This window comes from Kosakonia cowanii JCM 10956 = DSM 18146, assembly GCF_001975225.1.
Classification (GTDB): domain Bacteria; phylum Pseudomonadota; class Gammaproteobacteria; order Enterobacterales; family Enterobacteriaceae; genus Kosakonia; species Kosakonia cowanii.
The window spans coordinates 3,027,872-3,046,639 of the sequence record NZ_CP019445.1 but is presented as its reverse complement, the minus strand read 5'-3'; the positions used below and the strand labels follow the sequence as shown (position 1 = coordinate 3,046,639).

At 55.7% G+C, this 18,768-nt stretch carries 19 protein-coding genes and 1 pseudogene; 3 read left to right on the top strand and 17 right to left on the bottom strand.

Annotation, left to right across the window (positions count from 1 at the left end; genetic code table 11):
• Positions 1 to 3 precede the first annotated feature (3 nt).
• A complete protein-coding gene (locus BWI95_RS14320; RefSeq protein WP_054803909.1) occupies positions 4 to 378 on the bottom strand; it encodes a YcfL family protein in 375 nt (124 codons plus the stop codon).
• 1 nt (position 379) lies between these two features.
• Positions 380 to 739: a purine nucleoside phosphoramidase gene (gene hinT / locus BWI95_RS14315; protein ID WP_054803910.1), complete on the bottom strand. Its 360-nt coding sequence runs from the start codon at positions 737 to 739 to the stop codon at positions 380 to 382.
• Between the two features lie 329 nt (positions 740 to 1,068).
• Here hinT and fhuE point away from each other — a divergent pair, with 329 nt between their 5' ends.
• The gene (gene fhuE, locus BWI95_RS14310) at positions 1,069 to 3,255 is read left to right on the top strand and encodes a ferric-rhodotorulic acid/ferric-coprogen receptor FhuE (RefSeq protein ID WP_054803911.1); all 2,187 of its coding nucleotides are present in this window, start codon (positions 1,069 to 1,071) and stop codon (positions 3,253 to 3,255) included.
• 186 nt (positions 3,256 to 3,441) lie between these two features.
• Here the strand turns inward: fhuE and ptsG are convergent, their stop codons facing one another.
• The 14 genes and pseudogenes from ptsG to yceD all read right to left on the bottom strand — a co-directional run bounded on the left by ptsG (position 3,442) and on the right by yceD (position 15,814).
• Positions 3,442 to 4,875 (bottom strand): PTS glucose transporter subunit IIBC, encoded by a 1,434-nt coding sequence (gene ptsG / locus BWI95_RS14305; protein WP_023481473.1) that lies wholly within the window; start codon positions 4,873 to 4,875, stop codon positions 3,442 to 3,444.
• Between the two features lie 298 nt (positions 4,876 to 5,173).
• Positions 5,174 to 5,968: a metal-dependent hydrolase gene (locus BWI95_RS14300; protein WP_054803912.1), complete on the bottom strand. Its 795-nt coding sequence runs from the start codon at positions 5,966 to 5,968 to the stop codon at positions 5,174 to 5,176.
• A gap of 10 nt (positions 5,969 to 5,978) precedes the next feature.
• Positions 5,979 to 6,983: a DNA polymerase III subunit delta' gene (gene holB, locus BWI95_RS14295; RefSeq protein WP_054803913.1), complete on the bottom strand. Its 1,005-nt coding sequence runs from the start codon at positions 6,981 to 6,983 to the stop codon at positions 5,979 to 5,981.
• The gene (gene tmk / locus BWI95_RS14290) at positions 6,980 to 7,621 is read right to left on the bottom strand and encodes a dTMP kinase (RefSeq protein ID WP_054803914.1); all 642 of its coding nucleotides are present in this window, start codon (positions 7,619 to 7,621) and stop codon (positions 6,980 to 6,982) included. The genes holB and tmk overlap by 4 nt, the downstream gene beginning before the upstream one ends.
• On the bottom strand, positions 7,611 to 8,633 hold the full coding sequence (yceG, locus tag BWI95_RS14285) for a cell division protein YceG (protein WP_042713171.1): 1,023 nt from the start codon (positions 8,631 to 8,633) through the stop codon (positions 7,611 to 7,613). Before yceG ends, tmk begins: the two co-directional genes overlap by 11 nt.
• The gene (pabC, locus tag BWI95_RS14280) at positions 8,630 to 9,445 is read right to left on the bottom strand and encodes an aminodeoxychorismate lyase (protein WP_054803915.1); all 816 of its coding nucleotides are present in this window, start codon (positions 9,443 to 9,445) and stop codon (positions 8,630 to 8,632) included. The genes yceG and pabC overlap by 4 nt, the downstream gene beginning before the upstream one ends.
• 112 nt (positions 9,446 to 9,557) lie before the next feature.
• Positions 9,558 to 10,799 carry a beta-ketoacyl-ACP synthase II gene (gene fabF / locus BWI95_RS14275; protein WP_076769687.1) on the bottom strand — a complete coding sequence of 414 codons (1,242 nt, stop codon included), beginning with the start codon at positions 10,797 to 10,799 and terminating at the stop codon, positions 9,558 to 9,560.
• A gap of 90 nt (positions 10,800 to 10,889) precedes the next feature.
• Complete coding sequence (gene acpP / locus BWI95_RS14270; protein ID WP_000103754.1) at positions 10,890 to 11,126, bottom strand: acyl carrier protein; 237 nt, start codon at positions 11,124 to 11,126, stop codon at positions 10,890 to 10,892.
• 154 nt (positions 11,127 to 11,280) lie between these two features.
• On the bottom strand, positions 11,281 to 12,015 hold the full coding sequence (gene fabG / locus BWI95_RS14265; protein ID WP_054803917.1) for a 3-oxoacyl-ACP reductase FabG: 735 nt from the start codon (positions 12,013 to 12,015) through the stop codon (positions 11,281 to 11,283).
• Between the two features lie 12 nt (positions 12,016 to 12,027).
• Complete coding sequence (fabD, locus tag BWI95_RS14260; protein ID WP_054803918.1) at positions 12,028 to 12,957, bottom strand: ACP S-malonyltransferase; 930 nt, start codon at positions 12,955 to 12,957, stop codon at positions 12,028 to 12,030.
• Positions 12,958 to 12,973: 16 nt separating this feature from the next.
• Positions 12,974 to 13,927: a beta-ketoacyl-ACP synthase III gene (locus BWI95_RS14255; protein ID WP_076769686.1), complete on the bottom strand. Its 954-nt coding sequence runs from the start codon at positions 13,925 to 13,927 to the stop codon at positions 12,974 to 12,976.
• 42 nt (positions 13,928 to 13,969) lie between these two features.
• Positions 13,970 to 15,023: pseudogene (gene plsX, locus BWI95_RS14250) on the bottom strand (phosphate acyltransferase PlsX).
• A 79-nt stretch (positions 15,024 to 15,102) separates the two neighbouring features.
• Positions 15,103 to 15,276, bottom strand: coding sequence for a 50S ribosomal protein L32 (rpmF, locus tag BWI95_RS14245; RefSeq protein WP_006819481.1), 174 nt, complete (start codon positions 15,274 to 15,276; stop codon positions 15,103 to 15,105).
• A 16-nt stretch (positions 15,277 to 15,292) separates the two neighbouring features.
• Positions 15,293 to 15,814, bottom strand: a complete 522-nt coding sequence (yceD, locus tag BWI95_RS14240; protein WP_023481686.1) for a 23S rRNA accumulation protein YceD — start codon at positions 15,812 to 15,814, stop codon at positions 15,293 to 15,295.
• Between the two features lie 141 nt (positions 15,815 to 15,955).
• Here yceD and BWI95_RS14235 point away from each other — a divergent pair, with 141 nt between their 5' ends.
• Together BWI95_RS14235 and BWI95_RS14230 are read left to right on the top strand one after the other, a co-directional pair.
• A complete protein-coding gene (locus BWI95_RS14235; RefSeq protein ID WP_054803919.1) occupies positions 15,956 to 16,540 on the top strand; it encodes a Maf family protein in 585 nt (194 codons plus the stop codon).
• A gap of 103 nt (positions 16,541 to 16,643) precedes the next feature.
• Positions 16,644 to 17,777 carry a dienelactone hydrolase family protein gene (locus BWI95_RS14230; RefSeq protein ID WP_232374455.1) on the top strand — a complete coding sequence of 378 codons (1,134 nt, stop codon included), beginning with the start codon at positions 16,644 to 16,646 and terminating at the stop codon, positions 17,775 to 17,777.
• Between the two features lie 31 nt (positions 17,778 to 17,808).
• Here BWI95_RS14230 and rluC read toward each other — a convergent pair whose 3' ends face one another.
• Complete coding sequence (rluC, locus tag BWI95_RS14225; RefSeq protein WP_023481636.1) at positions 17,809 to 18,762, bottom strand: 23S rRNA pseudouridine(955/2504/2580) synthase RluC; 954 nt, start codon at positions 18,760 to 18,762, stop codon at positions 17,809 to 17,811.
• Positions 18,763 to 18,768: the final 6 nt, after the last annotated feature.

The window sequence follows — 18,768 nt, the reverse complement described above, 5'->3', positions numbered from 1 at the left end:
CTCTTAGAGATAGAGATAGAGTCTGACGCTGTGCGCGCCGAGATAGTTAGCGCTGCCGTAGAGTGTCATGGTGGCATTACCGGGAACCGTTACGCTGCGCGGCGCTTCCAGCGGGTGCATCTCCAGACCTCTGGCGTCATACCAGTAAAAGCGATAGTGCAGCGTGACGGGCTGCTGGCGTTCGTTATAGATCTTTGATGAGGCGGAAGGCTGCAGCGCCTCCCGGCTCATGGTCGGCGGCTGCGCGATGATGCCTGCGGCAAGGATGGAGGACTCCATCACCAGCGTTTGATTGCTGGCGACCGGGATTGCGGGCCGGGAGCCGCAGCCGACAAGCGCTAACGCCGTCAGCAGTAACGCAACACGCGCGACGCTCATCTTAAAGCCCTTTATGAGCCAGCATCGGCCCCAGCACGCGCCCACCCACCAGGTGCATATGAATATGGTAAACCTCCTGCCCGCCGTGACGATTGCAGTTCATGATCAGGCGATAGCCATCTTCGGCAATCCCTTCATCACGGGCGATTTTCGCAGCAACAGTCATCATGCGCCCCAGCGCCTGCTCATGGGCCTGCGTTACATCGTTGACGGTTGGGATAAGCAGGTTCGGCACGATCAGCACATGTGTTGGTGCTTGCGGAGAGATATCGCGAAAGGCGGTAACCAGTTCATCCTGATAAACGATGTCCGCCGGAATTTCGCGACGAATGATTTTGCTGAAAATGGTCTCTTCGGCCATGACGTTTTCCTTTTATGAGTGCGGGCCAGGCCCGCCGTCGTCGTCAATTATGTGCCCTAGAGTATGATCGAGATTCTCTTGTTCTTTCAACTATAACGCTGTTTTTCTTTCCCCTTTTACGCCGGGCCTGATTGTGGCAGGCGCAGACGCCGCCCGGCACAGATGAAATCGCATTTCATAATCGATAATTACATCTGTTTACACCAGTTAAGTGAATGCGTATATTTCGCATTTGCATTTCCATGCGCGCCTTGCGCTGACGCATTTACTTCCCGTAGCCAGCAACGTACTGGCTGCGGGTTCTGCTCACACACCATTAAGGGTTTATCATGTCTTTCCCGCAGAATGGCCGCTTCGGCGCACGCGCCTGTACGGCCGCCCCTTCCCTGCTGGCCGTTGCCATTGCTTTCGCGCTCACCCCGGCCACCGGTTTTGCCGCCAGCAGTGAAGAGACGGTGGTAGTTGAAGGAACCAGCGCTGCCGACGCTCGTGCTCTGACCGAACAGGATTACAATACGCAGACCACTGCGGCGGGCACCAAAATGACGCTGGTGCAGCGCGATATTCCTCAATCCATCAGCATTACTACCCAACAGCGGATGAAGGATCAGCAGCTGGAAACACTGGGCGATGTGCTGAAGAACACCACCGGCGTGTTCGAGAGCACGGCAGACTCCGATCGCAGCACCTACTACTCGCGTGGCTTCCTGATTGATAACTATATGGTCGACGGTATTCCGACGATTTTTGAAACCCGCTGGAACCTGGGCGATGCGCTCTCCGATACCGCCATGTATGAGCGCATTGAAGTGGTACGCGGCGCAACCGGGCTGATGACCGGGGCGGGCAACCCATCCGCTTCCGTAAATATGGTGCGCAAGCACGCCGACAGCCGCGAATTCACCTCAAACGTTTCGGCGGAGTATGGCAGCTGGAATAAACAGCGTTACGTCGCGGATGTATCCACGCCGCTGACGGATGATGGCAGGATCCGCGGCCGTGCGGTGGCTGGTTATCAGCATAATGACAGCTGGCTTGATCGCTACAGCCAGGAGAAGAAGTTCTTCTACGGCGTGCTGGATGTCGATCTGACTGTGTCGACGGCCTTCTCCGTTGGCTATGACTACCAGGAGACCGACGTTGATAGCCCAACGTGGGGCGGGTTGCCGCGCTGGTATACGGACGGCACAAAAACCCACCCGAGCCGCAGCGACAGCACCGCGCCGGATTGGGCCTATAACAATAAAGTCTCCAAACGCACCTTCGCGACACTGAAGCAGGGTCTCGGCAGTGACTGGCTGCTGACGGTGAACGGCACCCATACCGAGACGCAGCTCGACAGTAAAGCGCTCTATGTCGACGGCACGGTCGATAAATCCACCGGACTGATGGTCAGCCCTTATGGTGCCTCTTACCCCTATGTTGGCGGCACCGGGTATAACACCGGCATGCGTAAAGTCGATGCGCTGGATACCTTTGCTAATGGCTCGTATGAACTGTTTGGCCGCCAGCATGAGCTGATGGTCGGCGGCAATCTGAGCAAGCAAAATAACCGCTACTTTAGCTCGTGGGAGAATATCCTCGATACCTCGCTCGGCAACTACAGCAACTTCAACGGCAACTACCCGGAAACCCAGTGGGCGCCGCTGAGCCTGGCGCAGGAAGATACTATTCGTCAGCAGTCAGCCTACCTCGCAACGCGTATCTCCCTTGCCGATCCGCTGCACCTAATTGCCGGCGCGCGTTATACCAAATACAAACTTGAGACGTTGACGCAGGATCTGGAGAAGAACAACCTCTCACCCTATGCGGGCCTGATCTTCGACATCAATGATACCTGGTCGACCTATGCCAGCTACACCTCCATCTTTAAACCGCAGGAGTACCGCGACGCGCAGGGGAAATATCTCTCGCCGGTCACCGGGAAAAACTACGAGCTGGGCGTGAAATCTGACTGGATGAACAGCCGTTTAACCGCTTCACTTGCCGTGTTCCGTATCGAGCAGGATAACCTGGGTCAGACAACCGGTGGCGTGGTGCCGGGCACCAGCGGCGAAAGCGCGTATGAAGCGGTTGATGGCGCGGTGAGTAAAGGTGTTGAGCTGGAAATTAACGGTGCGCTGACGGACAACTGGCAGATGACTTTTGGCGCCACACGCTATGTTGCTGATGATAAAGATGGCAATGCGGTGAACCCGAACCTGCCGCGTACGTCGATCAAAACCTTCACCAGCTATCGCCTGCCGATGCTGCAGGAGTTAACCGTCGGCGGCGGCGTTAACTGGCAGAACAGCACTTGGGCGAATGTCAGCACTGCGAACGGCAACTTCCGCTCTGAACAGGGCAGCTATGCGCTGGTCGACCTTTTCGCCCGTTACCAGGTCACTAAGCAGCTTTCGGTGCAGGCGAACATCGATAACCTGTTTGATAAGAAATATGACACCAACGTCGACAGCCGCTCCTATGTATATGGCGAGCCGCGTAACTTCTCAGTGAGCGCTAATTACCGCTTCTGATATCGCATCAGTAAACAAAAGGAGCCTGCGGGCTCCTTTTTTATTGGCTACCTGTAGGCCGGATAAGGCAACGCCGCCTTCCGGCTAAACCGCAATGCCGGATGGCGCTGACGCTTATCCGTCCTACAAATGCAGGTCAATAAAAAAGGGAGCCATCAGGCTCCCTCAGTCTCCCCAGACTATGGCTTAGCTGTTGCGGATGTACTCATCCATCTCAGTTTTCAGGTTATCGGATTTGGTACCGAAAATCGCCTGAACGCCGGAACCGGCAACAACCACACCCGCAGCGCCCAGTTTCTTCAGGCCAGCCTGATCCACTTTCGCTACGTCAGCCACGCTGACACGCAGACGCGTGATGCACGCATCGAGGTTGGTGATGTTCTCTTTGCCGCCAAAGGCGGAAACCAGAGCCGGAGCCATTTCGCTGGTTACGCCAGCTTTGCTCTCTTCGGTGGTCTCTTCACGACCCGGCGTCTTCAGATCCAGCGCTTTAATCAGCACGCGGAAGACGGTGTAGTAAACCACTGCGTAGCAGATACCGATAATCGGGAACAGCCACAGTTTGCTGCTGTTGCCGCTCAGCACGACGAAGTCGATCAGACCGTGAGAGAACGACGTACCGTCACGCATACCCAGCAGGATACAGATCGGGAAGGCCAGGCCTGCCAGAATCGCATGGATAACGTACAGGATCGGCGCCACGAACATAAAGGAGAACTCGATCGGCTCGGTGATACCGGTCAGGAACGAGGTCAGCGCGGCGGAGATCATGATACCGCCCACTTTGGCGCGGTTTTCCGGTTTCGCAGAGTGCCAGATAGCAATCGCGGCAGCCGGCAGACCGTACATTTTGAACAGGAAGCCACCGGAGAGTTTACCTGCGGTCGGGTCACCTGCCATGTAACGCGGGATATCGCCGTGGAACACCTGACCTGCGGCGTTGGTGAATTCACCAATCTGCATCTGGAAAGGTACGTTCCAGATGTGGTGCAGACCAAACGGCACCAGGCAGCGCTCAATGAAGCCATAGATACCAAACGCAACAACCGGGTTCTGGTAAGCAGCCCACTGAGAGAAGGTCTGGATAGCAGTACCGATCGGCGGCCAAATAAAGGAGAGGATCACGCCGGTGAAGATTGCTGCCAGACCAGAGATGATCGGCACAAAGCGTTTACCCGCGAAGAAGCCCAGATACTCAGGCAGCTTGATACGGTAGAAGCGGTTAAACATATACGCTGCGATCGCACCAGAGATGATACCGCCAAGCACACCGGTGTCTGCCAGGTGTTTCGCCGCGATCTCTTCAGCAGGTAAATGCAGAACCAGCGGCGCAACCACCGCCATGGTTTTAACCATGATGCCGTAGGCGACAACGGCGGCCAGCGCGGAAACGCCGTCGTTATTGGTGAAGCCAAGGGCCACACCGATCGCGAAGATCAGCGGCATGTTGGCGAAAACGGAACCGCCCGCTTCGGCCATAACATGGGAAACCACTTCTGGCAGCCAGCTGAAGTTTGCAGAACCGACGCCCAGCAGGATACCTGCGATAGGGAGTACGGATACTGGCAGCATCAGCGATTTACCGACCTTCTGCAGGTTAGCAAATGCATTCTTAAACATAATTGAGAGTGCTCCTGAGTATTAGTGCTTTTTTCTACGCTTTCGCGCATTGGCACGGGGGGAGAACCGCGCCGTGGGAAGGGCATCTAAGCGCCCTTTATTTATTACACAGAGTAAAATAAATCGTTTCAGGTTTGTTTGACCGCTATCACGTTTCAGCCAGCATCGACAATAAAACTCACATTGCCTTACATTTGCCGCTCTGTTTAGGTCAAATTGTAACCGTCACCGCCCATTTTATGGCGGTGAACTTTACTCTTATCGGTTATTAATTACGAGTACTAAAATAAGCTGCTTTTCAGGCTAATTGCAGACGCGACGGGGCGATATGGAACAGGCGGGCAAAGTTTTGCGTCGTCTGTTGGGCAAGCTCTTCAATGGAGACACCCTTCAGCACCGCCATATACTCTGCAACATCGCGCGTCATGGCGGGCTGGTTCTCTTTCCCGCGGTGCGGCACCGGTGCCAGATAGGGTGAATCCGTCTCCACCAGCAGGCGATCGAGCGGCACATAGCGCGCGGCGTCACGTAGCTGCTCAGCGTTACGGAAGGTTACGATGCCGGAAAAGGAGATATAAAAACCCATATCCAGCAGCTTACCGGCCGTTTCACGATCTTCGGTAAAGCAGTGTAGTACGCCGCCGCAATCCTGCACCTTCTCTTCTTGTAAAATCGCCAGCGTATCGGCGCGCGCGTCACGCGTATGCACAATCACCGGTTTATTCAGCTCGCGCCCAATGCGGATATGGTTGCGGAAAGACTCCTGCTGGCGCGGCTTGGTTTCCGGGGTATAGAAGTAGTCGAGGCCGGTTTCACCCATTGCCACCACACCCTCTTCTGCCGCCAGCTGGCGCAGGGTTTCCACCTCGTACTCTTCATCCTGATTAAGCGGATGTACGCCGCAGGAGAAAACCACATTCTCACGCTCGCCGACTAATTCACGCATTGACCGGTATCCGGGCAGCGTCGTGGCAACCGCGAGGCAGAACTTCACATCGCGCGCGGCGGCTTTCGCCAGCACATCGTCCACATTTTTATGCAGCGTTTCATAGTTAAGGCCATCGAGATGGCAGTGCGAGTCGACTAAAAACATAATGTCTCTCTTATAGATGGGATACAGGAAGCGTCACGCCGGAGTGCAGGTAACGCTCCACATTTAACAGTAAATCGGTCAGCAGCAGCTCGCGGTTGACGCCAACAACGCTCAGCAACTGCTCACGGCAGGTAAACAGCGCATGCAAAAGCGCATGCAGCGTGTCGCTGCGCCACTGGCGGGCGAAACCCTGCACCAGCGCCGGAGCATCGACGTTGGTAACGAGTGTTGCGCCTTGCTGCAGTTTCAGCGCGTCAAGGATCAGCGAAGCAAGCCACTGCAGCCGCTCTGGGGCATTATCATGGTTTAGCGCGGGCAGCATCGCCAGCCAGTCACCGCCAGCCAGCGCGGTGTTTGCCGCTTCACACAGGGTCTGACGCTGCTTCCACTTATCATCCTGCAACAATACTTGAGCAGCACCCGGCGAGCCGGCCGACAGGCGCAGCGCGGTAAGAATTGCCTCTTGTGACATTGTCACTTCACGCGAAAGCCACGTCGCGGCGTACTGTTCTGCGGGTGGCGCTAAGTGATGCATACGGCAGCGGCTGCGCAGGGTCGGTAACAGCCGCACAGGCTCGCGGCAGGCAAGGAAAAACCATGTCTGCGCGGGCGGCTCTTCAAGCGTTTTGAGCAGTGCGTTGGCAGCAGCGTCGCTGAGCTGCGCGGCATCCGGCAGGCAGACGACTTTCGCGCCGCCGAGCCGGGCGTGCTCATACAGCTTTTCATTCACTTCACGCACCGCATCGATGCCCAGCGTCGACTTCCCTTTCTCGGGCGCAAGCACGTAATAATCGGGGTGCGTACCGGCCTGCATCAATTCGCAGCCGCGGCAGCGACCGCAGCTTTTATTTCCTTGCGGCGTCTGGCAGAGCAGCAGGCGGTTAATGGCGTAGATGAGCGCATCGTCGCCCATCCCTTCCAGGGCGTGGATCAGTAACGCGTGGTGCCCGCGCCCGCTCTGATAACTGGCGACCAGTTGTTCAAAGTCCGGCCGTAGCCACGGATACCATTTCATGCGCCCTGCTCCTCCACCCATGCGGTAACGGTGCGGCGAATATCGGCTACAACCTCTTCCAGCGACTGAGTGGCATCAATGGTACGAATAGTCGCATCTTGCGCCGCCAGTTCCAGATAGCGGGCACGCGTGCGGTTGAAGAAATCGAGCGACTCCTGCTCAATGCGGTCAAGCTCGCCGCGCGCGCGGGCGCGTTTGAGGCCCACTTCCGGCGTCACATCAAGATAGATTGTTAAATCGGGGCGGAAATCGCCGAGCACCGCGTCGCGCAGCGTGGTGAGCAGGGTTTGATCAATACCGCGTCCGCCGCCCTGGTAGGCCTGGGTGGAGAGATCGTGGCGATCGCCAATCACCCAGCTTCCGCTTGCCAGCGCAGGTTTGATCACCGTCTCCACCAGCTGAACGCGGGCGGCGTAAAACATCAGCACTTCGGCTTTATCGGTGATCACTTCATCCCCGACGGATCGGATATCCAGCACCAGGCTGCGCAGCTTTTCTGCCAGCAGCGTGCCGCCCGGCTCGCGGGTGAAGACCATGTCGCCAACGCCGAGCGTGTTCAGCGTGTCGACAATGACATCCCGCGCGGTGGTTTTGCCCGCGCCTTCCAGCCCTTCAATGACGATGTATTTACTGCCCATTTTTTTCCTTAAGTACTTTCAGGTACTCCTGCACCGATCGATTATGACTGGCGAGATTGGTGTTAAACGTATGCCCGCCTTTACCGTCGGCAACAAAATAGAGATATGGCGTTTTTGCCGGATGCGCCGCGGCTTTCAGTGAGGCTTCACCCGGCGTGGCAATCGGCCCCGGCGGCAGGCCGTTAATAACATAGGTGTTGTAATCCGTCGGTGCCTCGAGATCGGCGCGCGACAGCTTACCACTATATCGCGCCCCCATCCCGTAGATTACCGTCGGATCGGTCTGCAGACGCATCCCGATGCGCAGCCGGTTAATAAACACCGAGGCTACCCGGTCGCGCTCACCGGCGACGGCGGTCTCTTTCTCAATGATCGAGGCCATCGTCACCAGCTGATTTTCATCTTTATAGGGCAGCCCTTCAGCGCGCCCTTCCCAGGCACGGGCAACGGCCTGCACCATTTTTTGATGCGCGCGTTTCAACAGCGCGACGTCGGTAGTATTGGCGGTGTACATCCACGTGTCGGGCCAGAACCACCCTTCGACCCACTCCGGGTGCGCCATTTTTATCGCCTGCGCTACGGTTGCGTAGTCATCATCTTTCAGCGTGTGCTTAATGTATGGCGCGTCGCGCAGCTGTTTCAGGTAGTCGCTTAACCGCATCCCCTCAACGAAACGAAGCGGGAACTGCGCCTCTTTGCCGCTCTCCAGCAACTGCATCATCTCCCGCACGGTCATGTTGGGCGTGAAGCGGTAGGTACCGGCTTTAAAATGCGAAAGATCGGGTTCCAGGCGCAGTAACCACTGGAATACGCGCGGACGATTAATCACCTTTTCGCGATAGAGCAACTCGCCAAGCGTTGTGCGCCCGGTGCCTGCCGGCAAGGTGAAGATGGTTTCGTCTTTGATCAAAATTTTGCTGTCGGCCAGTTGTCGCACCTTCCAGGCACCGGCGCCTGCGGCAACAACCAGTACCGCGAGCAGAATGAGTACAACGCCAAAGAGTTTTTTCATAATGGATTCATGCGCTCACAAAGAGGGGCTAAAAAATGGTACAGATCGCGCGCCTGCCACTGCCTGTCCGCCCACTGGCGAACCGGTACAACCGGCATCAGCGCGTTACAAATAATGGCTTCGTCTGCCAGTGCCAGCGCATCGAGCCCGGCGTTCACTTCGACAACGTCAAACGCAGAAGATGCCAGCTGGCGCAGGCAATATTGCCGCATAATGCCATCCACACCCGCCTGATCGAGCCTGGGCGTAAACACCGTTTTACCCTGCCGCCAGAAGAGATTTCCCGCGCTGCACTCGGTGATCCAGCCGTCGCTGTCGAGCACCAGCGCGTCATCAGCGTCGGTTTGTTCAAGCCCGAGGCGAATAAGCACCTGTTCCAGCCGGTTAAGGTGTTTGATACCGGCAAGGGCAGGATTGCGCCCCAGACGGATCTCACTGAGCGCAAGGGAGACCCCCTCCTGCTGCCAGCGCGCATAGTGCGCGGGCCTCTGTGCAAAGGAGACAATGCGCGTCGGCGCAGAACAGTTGGCCGGGCTGTAGCCACGTCCGCCCGCGCCGCGCGTGATCACCGCTTTAATAACGCCTTCATCGTGCTCTTTCGCCAGCATGGTCATCTCCTGCTCAAGCGCAGACCAGTCGGCAAAAGGGATCGCCAGGCGCTCGCACCCCTGCCGCAGACGCTGCTGGTGAGCGGCAGCAAATTGAATCTGCCCGTCGATAATACGTGCGGTGGTAAAACAGCCGTCGCCAAACTGCGTCGCCCGGTCATTGGCCGCAAGCGAGGCCTGCTCTGTGCCATTAATCAAGAACATAGCGACTCCTTGTATGCATGGGCAGACAGTTTGGCAGGATGAAAAGCCGAGGACAAGGGGGATAAATCAGAATAGAAAAGGCCCGCAAGCGGGCCTTTATACGGCAGGTTGATCACACTTTTTTGAAGATCAGCGAGCCGTTGGTACCACCGAAGCCGAAGGAGTTACACAGGGTGTACTCCAGACCGCTGACCTGACGCGCCTCGTGTGGCACAAAATCAAGGTCGCAACCCTCATCCGGATTATCCAGGTTGATGGTTGGCGGTACAGCCTGGTCGCGCAGTGCCAGGATGGAGTAGATAGATTCTACTGCACCCGCCGCACCGAGCAGGTGGCCGGTCATCGATTTCGTCGAGCTGACCATTACGTTGTAAGCTGCGTCGCCGAATACGGACTTCACTGCCTGCGCTTCGGCTTTATCGCCCGCAGGTGTTGAAGTGCCGTGTGCGTTCACATAGCCAATCTGAGACGGCTCAAGGCCCGCATCGCGAAGCGCATGAATCATCGCTTTCGCCGCACCCGCGCCGTTTTCCGGTGGAGAAGTCATGTGATAAGCATCGCTGCTCATGCCAAAACCAATGATTTCAGCATAGATTTTTGCACCGCGCTTCTTCGCGTGTTCGTACTCTTCCAGCATGATGATGCCTGCGCCATCGCCGAGGACAAAACCATCACGGTCTTTATCCCACGGACGGCTTGCGGCCTGCGGATTGTCGTTATGCGTGGAGAGCGCGCGCGCTGCGCCAAAACCACCAACGCCAAGCGGTGTACTCGCTTTTTCCGCACCACCCGCCAGCATCGCATCTGCATCGCCATAGGCAATGATACGCGCCGCGTGACCGATGTTGTGCACGCCTGAAGTACAGGCAGTCGCAATTGAAATGCTGGGGCCTTGCAGACCAAACATAATGGTCAAATGGCCAGCCACCATATTCACAATGGTCGACGGAACAAAGAACGGGCTGATTTTACGCGGCCCGCCCTTAACGAGGGAGCTGTGGTTTTCTTCGATCAGGCCGAGACCACCAATGCCAGAACCAATCGCCGCGCCAATACGCGAGGCGTTTTCTTCGGTTACTTCCAGGCCGGAATCCTGCATGGCCTGAATACCAGCGACAATTCCATATTGAATGAAGTCGTCCATTTTGCGCTGTTCTTTGCGCGAAATGTACTCTTCACAATTAAAATCCTTTACTAAGCCAGCAAATTTGGTTGCATAGGCGCTAGTATCGAAATGGTCGATCAGGCTGATGCCACTCTGACCGGCAAGGAGAGCTTTCCAGGTAGACTCTACGGTATTGCCGACAGGAGACAACATGCCAAGTCCGGTCACAACTACACGACGCTTAGACACGTTTGTCCTCCAGGGAGGGATAAAAAAAGAGATTCGTGGGATTGCTTAGATAAAACTCAGGCGGTCGAATGACCGCCTGGAGATGTTCACTTACGCCTGGTGGCCGTTGATGTAATCAATGGCAGCCTGAACGGTAGTGATCTTCTCAGCTTCTTCGTCCGGAATCTCAGTATCAAACTCTTCTTCCAGAGCCATTACCAGCTCAACGGTGTCAAGAGAATCAGCGCCCAGGTCCTCAACGAAGGAAGCATTGTTGGTAACTTCTTCCTGCTTAACGCCCAGCTGCTCGCCGATAATTTTCTTAACGCGTTCTTCGATAGTGCTCATACTCTTAAATTTCCTATCAAAACTCGCTTTCGCGATGGTTTTCGTAGTGTATAAAATGTTGAAAAATTTGCAACTAAATCCCGGCAGTTCGTACCACGATTTTACGCTATTTTGAGGCTTTTCACCCCAATAACGCAAATAAATTTCATCGTGGTTAAACCATATACATTCCGCCGTTGACGTGCAGGGTCTCACCAGTGATGTAACCCGCCTCGTCAGAGGCTAAAAATGCAACCGCGCTGGCGATTTCCTGCGCACCGCCGAGACGGCCTGCAGGCACTTGCGCCAGAATACCCGCACGCTGATCGTCAGATAGCGCACGCGTCATGTCCGTTTCAATAAAACCCGGAGCAACAACGTTTACCGTAATACCGCGGGACGCAATTTCACGCGCCAGCGATTTACTAAAACCGATAAGACCCGCTTTCGCCGCAGCGTAGTTGGCCTGACCGGCATTTCCCATGGTACCAACCACAGAACCGATAGTGATAATACGCCCATGACGCTTTTTCATCATAGCTCGCATTACCGCTTTTGACAGACGGAAAACAGATGAAAGATTGGTCTCGATAATATCGTTCCACTCATCATCTTTCATGCGCATCAGCAGATTGTCACGGGTGATACCGGCGTTGTTCACCAGAATATCGACCTCGCCAAACTCAGCGCGAATGTTTTCCAGCACATATTCGATAGATGCAGGGTCGGTCACATTTAACTGCAGACCTTTACCGTTCGCACCCAGATAATCGCTGATTGCCTGCGCGCCACTTTCGCTGGTCGCAGTACCAATCACCTTCGCGCCACGGGCTACGAGGGTTTCGGCGATTGCGCGGCCAATACCGCGGCTTGCACCGGTAACCAGCGCGATTTTTCCTTCAAAACTCATGGTCTTCCTCTTTTATTGCGCAAGTGCCTCTGACATCGCCGCCGGCTCGTTCAACGCCGAGGCTGTCAGGGTGTCAACAATACGTTTAGTCAGGCCGGTGAGGACTTTACCCGGACCCACTTCATACAGGTGCTCAATGCCCTGTGACGCCATAAACTCAACGCTTTTGGTCCACTGAACCGGGCTGTAGAGCTGGCGCACCAGCGCATCGCGAATCGCTTCCGGGGTAGTTTCACACGCCACATCGACGTTATTCACGACCGGGATCTGCGGCGCATTAAACGTAATATTGCTGAGCTCCGCAGCCAGCTTCTCCGCCGCAGGTTTCATCAACGCGCAGTGGGAAGGAACGCTTACCGGCAGCGGCAGCGCACGTTTTGCACCAGCGGCTTTACAGGCAGCCCCTGCACGCTCAACGGCTTCTTTATGACCCGCAATGACAACCTGACCCGGTGAGTTATAGTTTACCGGCGAGACGACTTGCCCTTCGGCAGCGGCTTCACACGCCTGTGCAATTGCGGCGTCATCAAGACCGATAATCGCGGACATCGCACCGGTACCTGCCGGAACGGCATCCTGCATAAACTTACCGCGCAGTTCAACCAGGCGAACCGCATCAGCAAAGGCGATCACGCCTGCGCAAACCAGCGCAGAGTATTCGCCAAGGCTATGACCTGCCATCAGCGCAGGCGTTTTACCGCCCTGCTGCTGCCATACGCGCCACAGCGCGACAGAAGCCGTCAACAGCGCCGGCTGAGTCTGCCAGGTTTTGTTCAGCTCTTCCGCCGGGCCTTGCTGCACCAGCGCCCAGAGATCGTAGCCCAGCACCGCTGAAGCTTCCTGGAAAGTCTCTTCGATAACCGGCCAGGTTGCAGCCATGTCGGCCAGCATGCCGACAGTCTGGGAACCCTGTCCCGGAAACACAAATGCGAATTGCGTCATTTTTTTATCCCTATACTCAGAAACGTACCAGCGCAGAGCCCCAGGTGAACCCGCCGCCAAAGGCTTCAAGCAGGATCAGCTGACCAGCTTTGATGCGCCCGTCGCGCACCGCTTCATCCAGTGCGCAAGGCACGGAAGCGGCAGACGTATTGCCATGACGATCGAGTGTTACCACTACATTGTCCATCGACATGCCGAGTTTTTTCGCCGTTGCGCTGATAATGCGCAGGTTCGCCTGGTGTGGTACCAGCCAGTCCAGCTCGCTGCGCTCGAGGTTATTGGCAGCCAACGTTTCGTCAACAATATGCGCCAGTTCGGTGACGGCAACTTTAAAGACTTCGTTACCCGCCATCGTTAAATAGGTCGGATTTTCCGGGTTTACGCGATCGAGATTCGGCAGCGTCAGCAGTTCGCCATAGCTTCCGTCAGCGTGCATATGCGTGGAGATAATCCCCGGCTCTTCTGAAGCGCCCAGTACGGCAGCGCCCGCAGCGTCACCAAAGAGGATAATCGTACCGCGATCTTCCGGATCGAGCGTACGCGCCAGCGCATCGGAGCCGATTACCAGCGCATTTTTTACCGCACCGGATTTGATGTATTGATCGGCAATGCTCAGGGCATAGGTAAAGCCTGCGCAGGCGGCGGCAACGTCAAACGCCGGGCAGCCTTTAATCCCCAGCATATTCTGGATCTGGCAGGCAGCGCTTGGGAAAGCGTGGGTCGCTGAAGTGGTTGCGACAATGATTAAGCCAATCTGATCGTTATCGATGCCGGCCATTTCGAGCGCGCGTTTAGCGGCCTCAAAGCCCATAGTCGATACAGTCTCGTTTGCCGCAGCAATACGACGCTCACGAATACCCGTACGCGTGACAATCCACTCGTCGGAGGTATCGACCATTTTTTCTAAATCGGCGTTTGTTCGAACCTGTTCTGGCAGATAGCTGCCGGTACCAATAATCTTTGTATACATGTGCGCTCAGTCACTCTTGGATAATATACATACGTTCTTGCTTTAGTCGCCCAGTGCAGACGAAGCCGACGCGATGTACACAGATTCCAGGCGAGCGGCAATCCGTTGTGGGACTTGCCGCTGCACCGCCTGCACTGCCTGCTCAATCGCGACGCAAAACGCGCGCTGATTGGCTGCGCCGTGACTTTTAATCACTGTGCCGCGCAATCCTAACAGACAGGCACCATTATACTGGTCGGGGTTGAGGTGGCTGAATCGACTTATCAGACTTTTTTGTAACCAACGTTTGAGTAAGATGAGCCACCACGCCCTTTTTTTTCCCTTCGCCCTGCGATTTCAGCAGCGAAAGAAACATTCTGACAACCCCTTCCATGGTTTTTAGCGTGACGTTTCCGGTGAAACCGTCACACACCAGCACATCCGTCTTGCCGGTTAATAATTCGTTCGCTTCCAGGTAACCAATGTAGTTGATGGATGGCGCTTCGCGTAATAACGCGGCAGCTTCGCGGATATTGTCATGGCCTTTGCTCTCCTCTTCACCAATATTGAGCAGAGCGACCCGCGGGTTGGCGATCTCAAGGATCTCCTCCGCCATGACGGCACCCATAACGGCGAATTGCGCCAGCATCGTACTATCGCAATCGACATTCGCACCCAGATCGAGCACCACCGTTCTGCCCTTTTGCTGATGCGGTAATACCGTCACCAGCGCCGGGCGTTCAATGCCATCTAGGGGTTTGAGCAGCAGCTTCGCCAGCCCCATCAGCGCCCCGGTATTGCCTGCGCTGACGCAGGCCTGGGCGCGCCCCTCTTTCACCAGCTCCAGCGCAATACGCATTGACGTACCGCGACTATTACGGATCGCCTGCGCCGCGCGCGCATCACTGGCAATAACTGACTGTGCAGGAACAACAAGCAGGCGAGAGCGCTGCTCGAAATCAGCTTTGGCAAGTAATGGCGTGATTGTGTCGGGATCGCCGACTAACAGGAGAGTGAGTTGCGAATTAGAATTCAGTGCCTGCAAAGCTGCAGGCACTGTCACGGAGGGGCCAAAATCGCCCCCCATGACATCTAACGCCAGGGTTAGACGTGTCAAGGTATCGTCAGAGCCTGGTTCGGTTTATCCCCGCCTGAGCGGGGAAAGCCTCACTAAGCTTCATCACGCTTGCGCGTGATTACTTAGTGATAACCTTGCGACCGCGGTAGAAACCGTCAGCGGTCATGTGGTGACGCAGGTGGGTTTCACCAGAAGTTTTGTCTACAGACAGACTGGTGACTGCGGTCAGCGCGTCATGGGAACGACGCATGCCACGTTTGGAACGGGTTGGTTTATTCTGTTGTACGGCCATGGACCTTACTCCTCAATTACTTACGCTTTAAGCTGGCTAATACGGCAAATGGATTGGGTTTTTGCGCTTCATCAGGCAATTCCCCAAAGACCATGTCCGCCTCGGACACTTCACAGTGTTCAGAATCATGCACCGGAACTACAGGCAAGGCGAGAATGATTTCATCCTCAACCAACGCTCGCAGATCGATTTCACCGAATTCGTTAACCTCAATCGGCTCATACGCTTCCGGCAGTGCTTCAGCCTGTTCGTCTGAACGCACAGGACTAAAACAATACGTTGTGTAGACGTGATGGGTGAACGGTTTCCCGCAGCGCTGGCACTCGAGAGCTACCGTAACCTTCGCATCGCCGGTTAACACCGCCAGACGCTGATTATCGATAGCAAACGACATGGAGCACTCCACATCAGTTTCTACGCTGACAACAGAATCGGCGACGCGCTCGACCTGATCGAGAGTGTAGACACCCTCATAATCAAGGCGTTTTTGAGCGGTACGAACCGGATCAAGAGTCAGGGGTAATTTTACCTTTTGCATAGGGCGCGCATATTAACTTTGTAACGTCATAGAGTCAAAGAAAAAGGCAGCCTGCGGTTGCCTTTTGCCAATTATTCGCACACATTGCGGCCTACAGTTTAATTTGCCTCTCATCGTTAAGCCATATTTGGTGGAAAAAATATGTCTCCTCTTATTCTTGCTTCAACTTCACCCTATCGTCGCGCGCTGCTGGATAAACTCGGCCTCCCCTTTGAGTGTGCGGCGCCACAAACCGACGAAACACCGCACCCCGGTGAAACGCCCCGCCACCTCGTGCTGCGCCTTGCTCAGGAAAAAGCGCAATCGCTGGCGGATAAATATCCGCACCATCTGATAATCGGTTCCGACCAGGTGTGCGTATTGAATGGCGAAATTAACGGCAAACCGCATACGGAAGAGAATGCCCGCCAGCAATTGCTGAAAGCGAGCGGAAATATCGTCACCTTCTATACGGGACTGGCGCTCTATAATTCGGCAACCGGGCATCTGCAAACGGAGTGCGAACCCTTCGACGTCCATTTCCGCCATTTAAATGAGCAGGAGATTGACGACTACGTCCGCAAAGAGCGTCCGCTTAATTGTGCCGGTAGCTTTAAAAGCGAAGGACTGGGCATCGCGCTGTTCGATAGGCTTGAAGGGCGCGATCCAAATACGCTGGTTGGGCTGCCACTGATTGCGCTATGCCAGATGCTGCGCCGTGAGGAGCGCAACCCGTTGTTAAGCTAATGCTTAAGCGATCACAGATTGTTTAGTAAACGACCTGTAGAGTCTCTCTCAATATTAAAACGCCGTTTTAATTTGAGGGGTACTGATGAAGATGTCGTGCAAAATGGCGCTGGCCGCTGCGTTATTGATTTCCGCTGCGGCCAGCGCACAAGAGACGTGGCAAACCGAGGGCGTCGTCGAAGGCACTCTCCCGGCAAGCTGGCCCGCGCTGAAAGCGCAAATGCTCTACCCTGACTCCTGGCTCTCCGGCCACTACACCGATTTTAATCAATGGCAAACAGAGAGCCGCCAACGCTTTCGTGCCGCCCTCCTCACCCCCGATGCCACAAAAATCTTCGCGCCCGAAACAATAAGCAAAGAGGATCGCGGCAGCTACACCGCTGAAAAACTGGCGCTGAATATTACCGACGACAACCGCATTTCGGCCCTGCTGCTGATGCCAAAAACGCCCGGCCCGCATCCGGCGGTGGTGCTTCTGCACGATCACGGTTCGAAATTTGATATCGGCAAAGAGAAGCTCATCAGACCGTGGAATGACGCTAAAAAACTCGCCAGCGCGCAGGCATGGGCGGATAAGTTCTTCAGCGGAAAATTTATTGGCGATGAGCTGGCGCAGCGCGGTTACGCGGTTATCGCTATCGACAGCCCCGGCTGGGGCGATCGCGGGCCGATGGTCTATGACCAGCAGCAGGCGCTGGCCAGCAACTACTTCAATCTGGGCCGATCTCTTGCGGGCGAAGTAGCATATGAAGATATGCGCACCGTCGATTTTATCGCCGCACATGCAGGTATCGACAGCAAACGCGTCGGCGTACTGGGCTTCTCAATGGGCGGGTTCCGCGCCTGGCAACTGGCTGCGCTGAGTGACAAGGTGGCCGCGACGGCGGTGATTTCGTGGTTCGGCACTTACAATGGCCTGATGCAGCCCGGAAATAATGTGCTTCGCGGGCAGTCAGCCTTCTATATGCTGCACCCCGGTATGCCAGCGCTGATGGATATTCCCGATATTGCCAGCCTCGCGGCACCAAAGCCAATGCTGATCTTCAGCGGCAGCAAAGATAAGCTTTTCCCGCCGCAAGCGGTCGCAGAGGCCTTTGAGAAAGTGCACCGCGTCTGGGCGTCGCAGCATGCCGATGAGAAACTGGTGACCAAAAGTTGGCCCGAGCTGGGCCATGTCTTTTATCAGCAGCAGCAGGATGAGGTCTTTCCGTGGCTGGACAAGTGGCTGAAGCCGTAAGCGATCCCCTCCGCAACGGAGGGGAGAGACGTTATTTTGCGTTACGCAGCGTCGTCAGGCAGTGCTTAAGGGCATTGTCGAGGGGCGCTTCGATGCGCAGCGTCTCGCCGGTTGCCGGGTGGGTGAACTTCAACGCCGCCGCATGCAGAAAGAGGCGTGATAAGCCGGTTGAGGCAAGCTGCTTATCAAACTCGCGGTCGCCGTAGCGATCGTCAAAAGCAATAGGATGACCAGCATGCTGGGTATGGACGCGGATCTGGTGCGTACGCCCCGTCACTGGGCTGCAGCGTACCAGCGTGGCGAACGCGTAACGCTCTTCCACTTTGAAGCGCGTTTCCGACGGTTTGCCTTCGCTGTTAACCCGTACGATGCGCTCACCGCTCTGCAAAATATTTTTCAGCAGCGGTGCCTGCACGGTTTTCACGTGGGATTGCCACTGCCCGCGCACCAGCGCCAGGTAATCTTTCTGCATCTCTTTACCGCGCAACTGCTCATGGAGCGAACGCAGCGCCGAACGCTTTTTCGCCACCAGCAGCACGCCGGAGGTGTCGCGATCGAGGCGATGAACCAGTTCGAGGAAGCGCGCTTCCGGGCGCAACGCACGCAGCCCCTCGATCACGCCAAAGCTAAGACCGCTGCCGCCGTGTACCGCGGTACCGGAGGGTTTATTCAACACCAGAATATGATCATCTTCGTAGAGGATCACGTCGTTAAGCTGGGCGACCTTTTGCAGGTGCGGCGAAACTGCCTCTTCTTCTTTTTCGGCCACGCGTACCGGCGGGATGCGAATTTCATCGCCATCTTCCAGTTTATATTCTGGTTTTACGCGCTTTTTGTTCACACGTACTTCGCCTTTACGCAAAATACGGTAGATCATGCTCTTCGGTACGCCCTTCAACTGCGTACGCAAAAAGTTATCAATGCGTTGCCCCGCTTCGTCTGCGGTGATAGCAACAAATTTTACGGCTAATGTCTCAGTTTTCATGGGAGG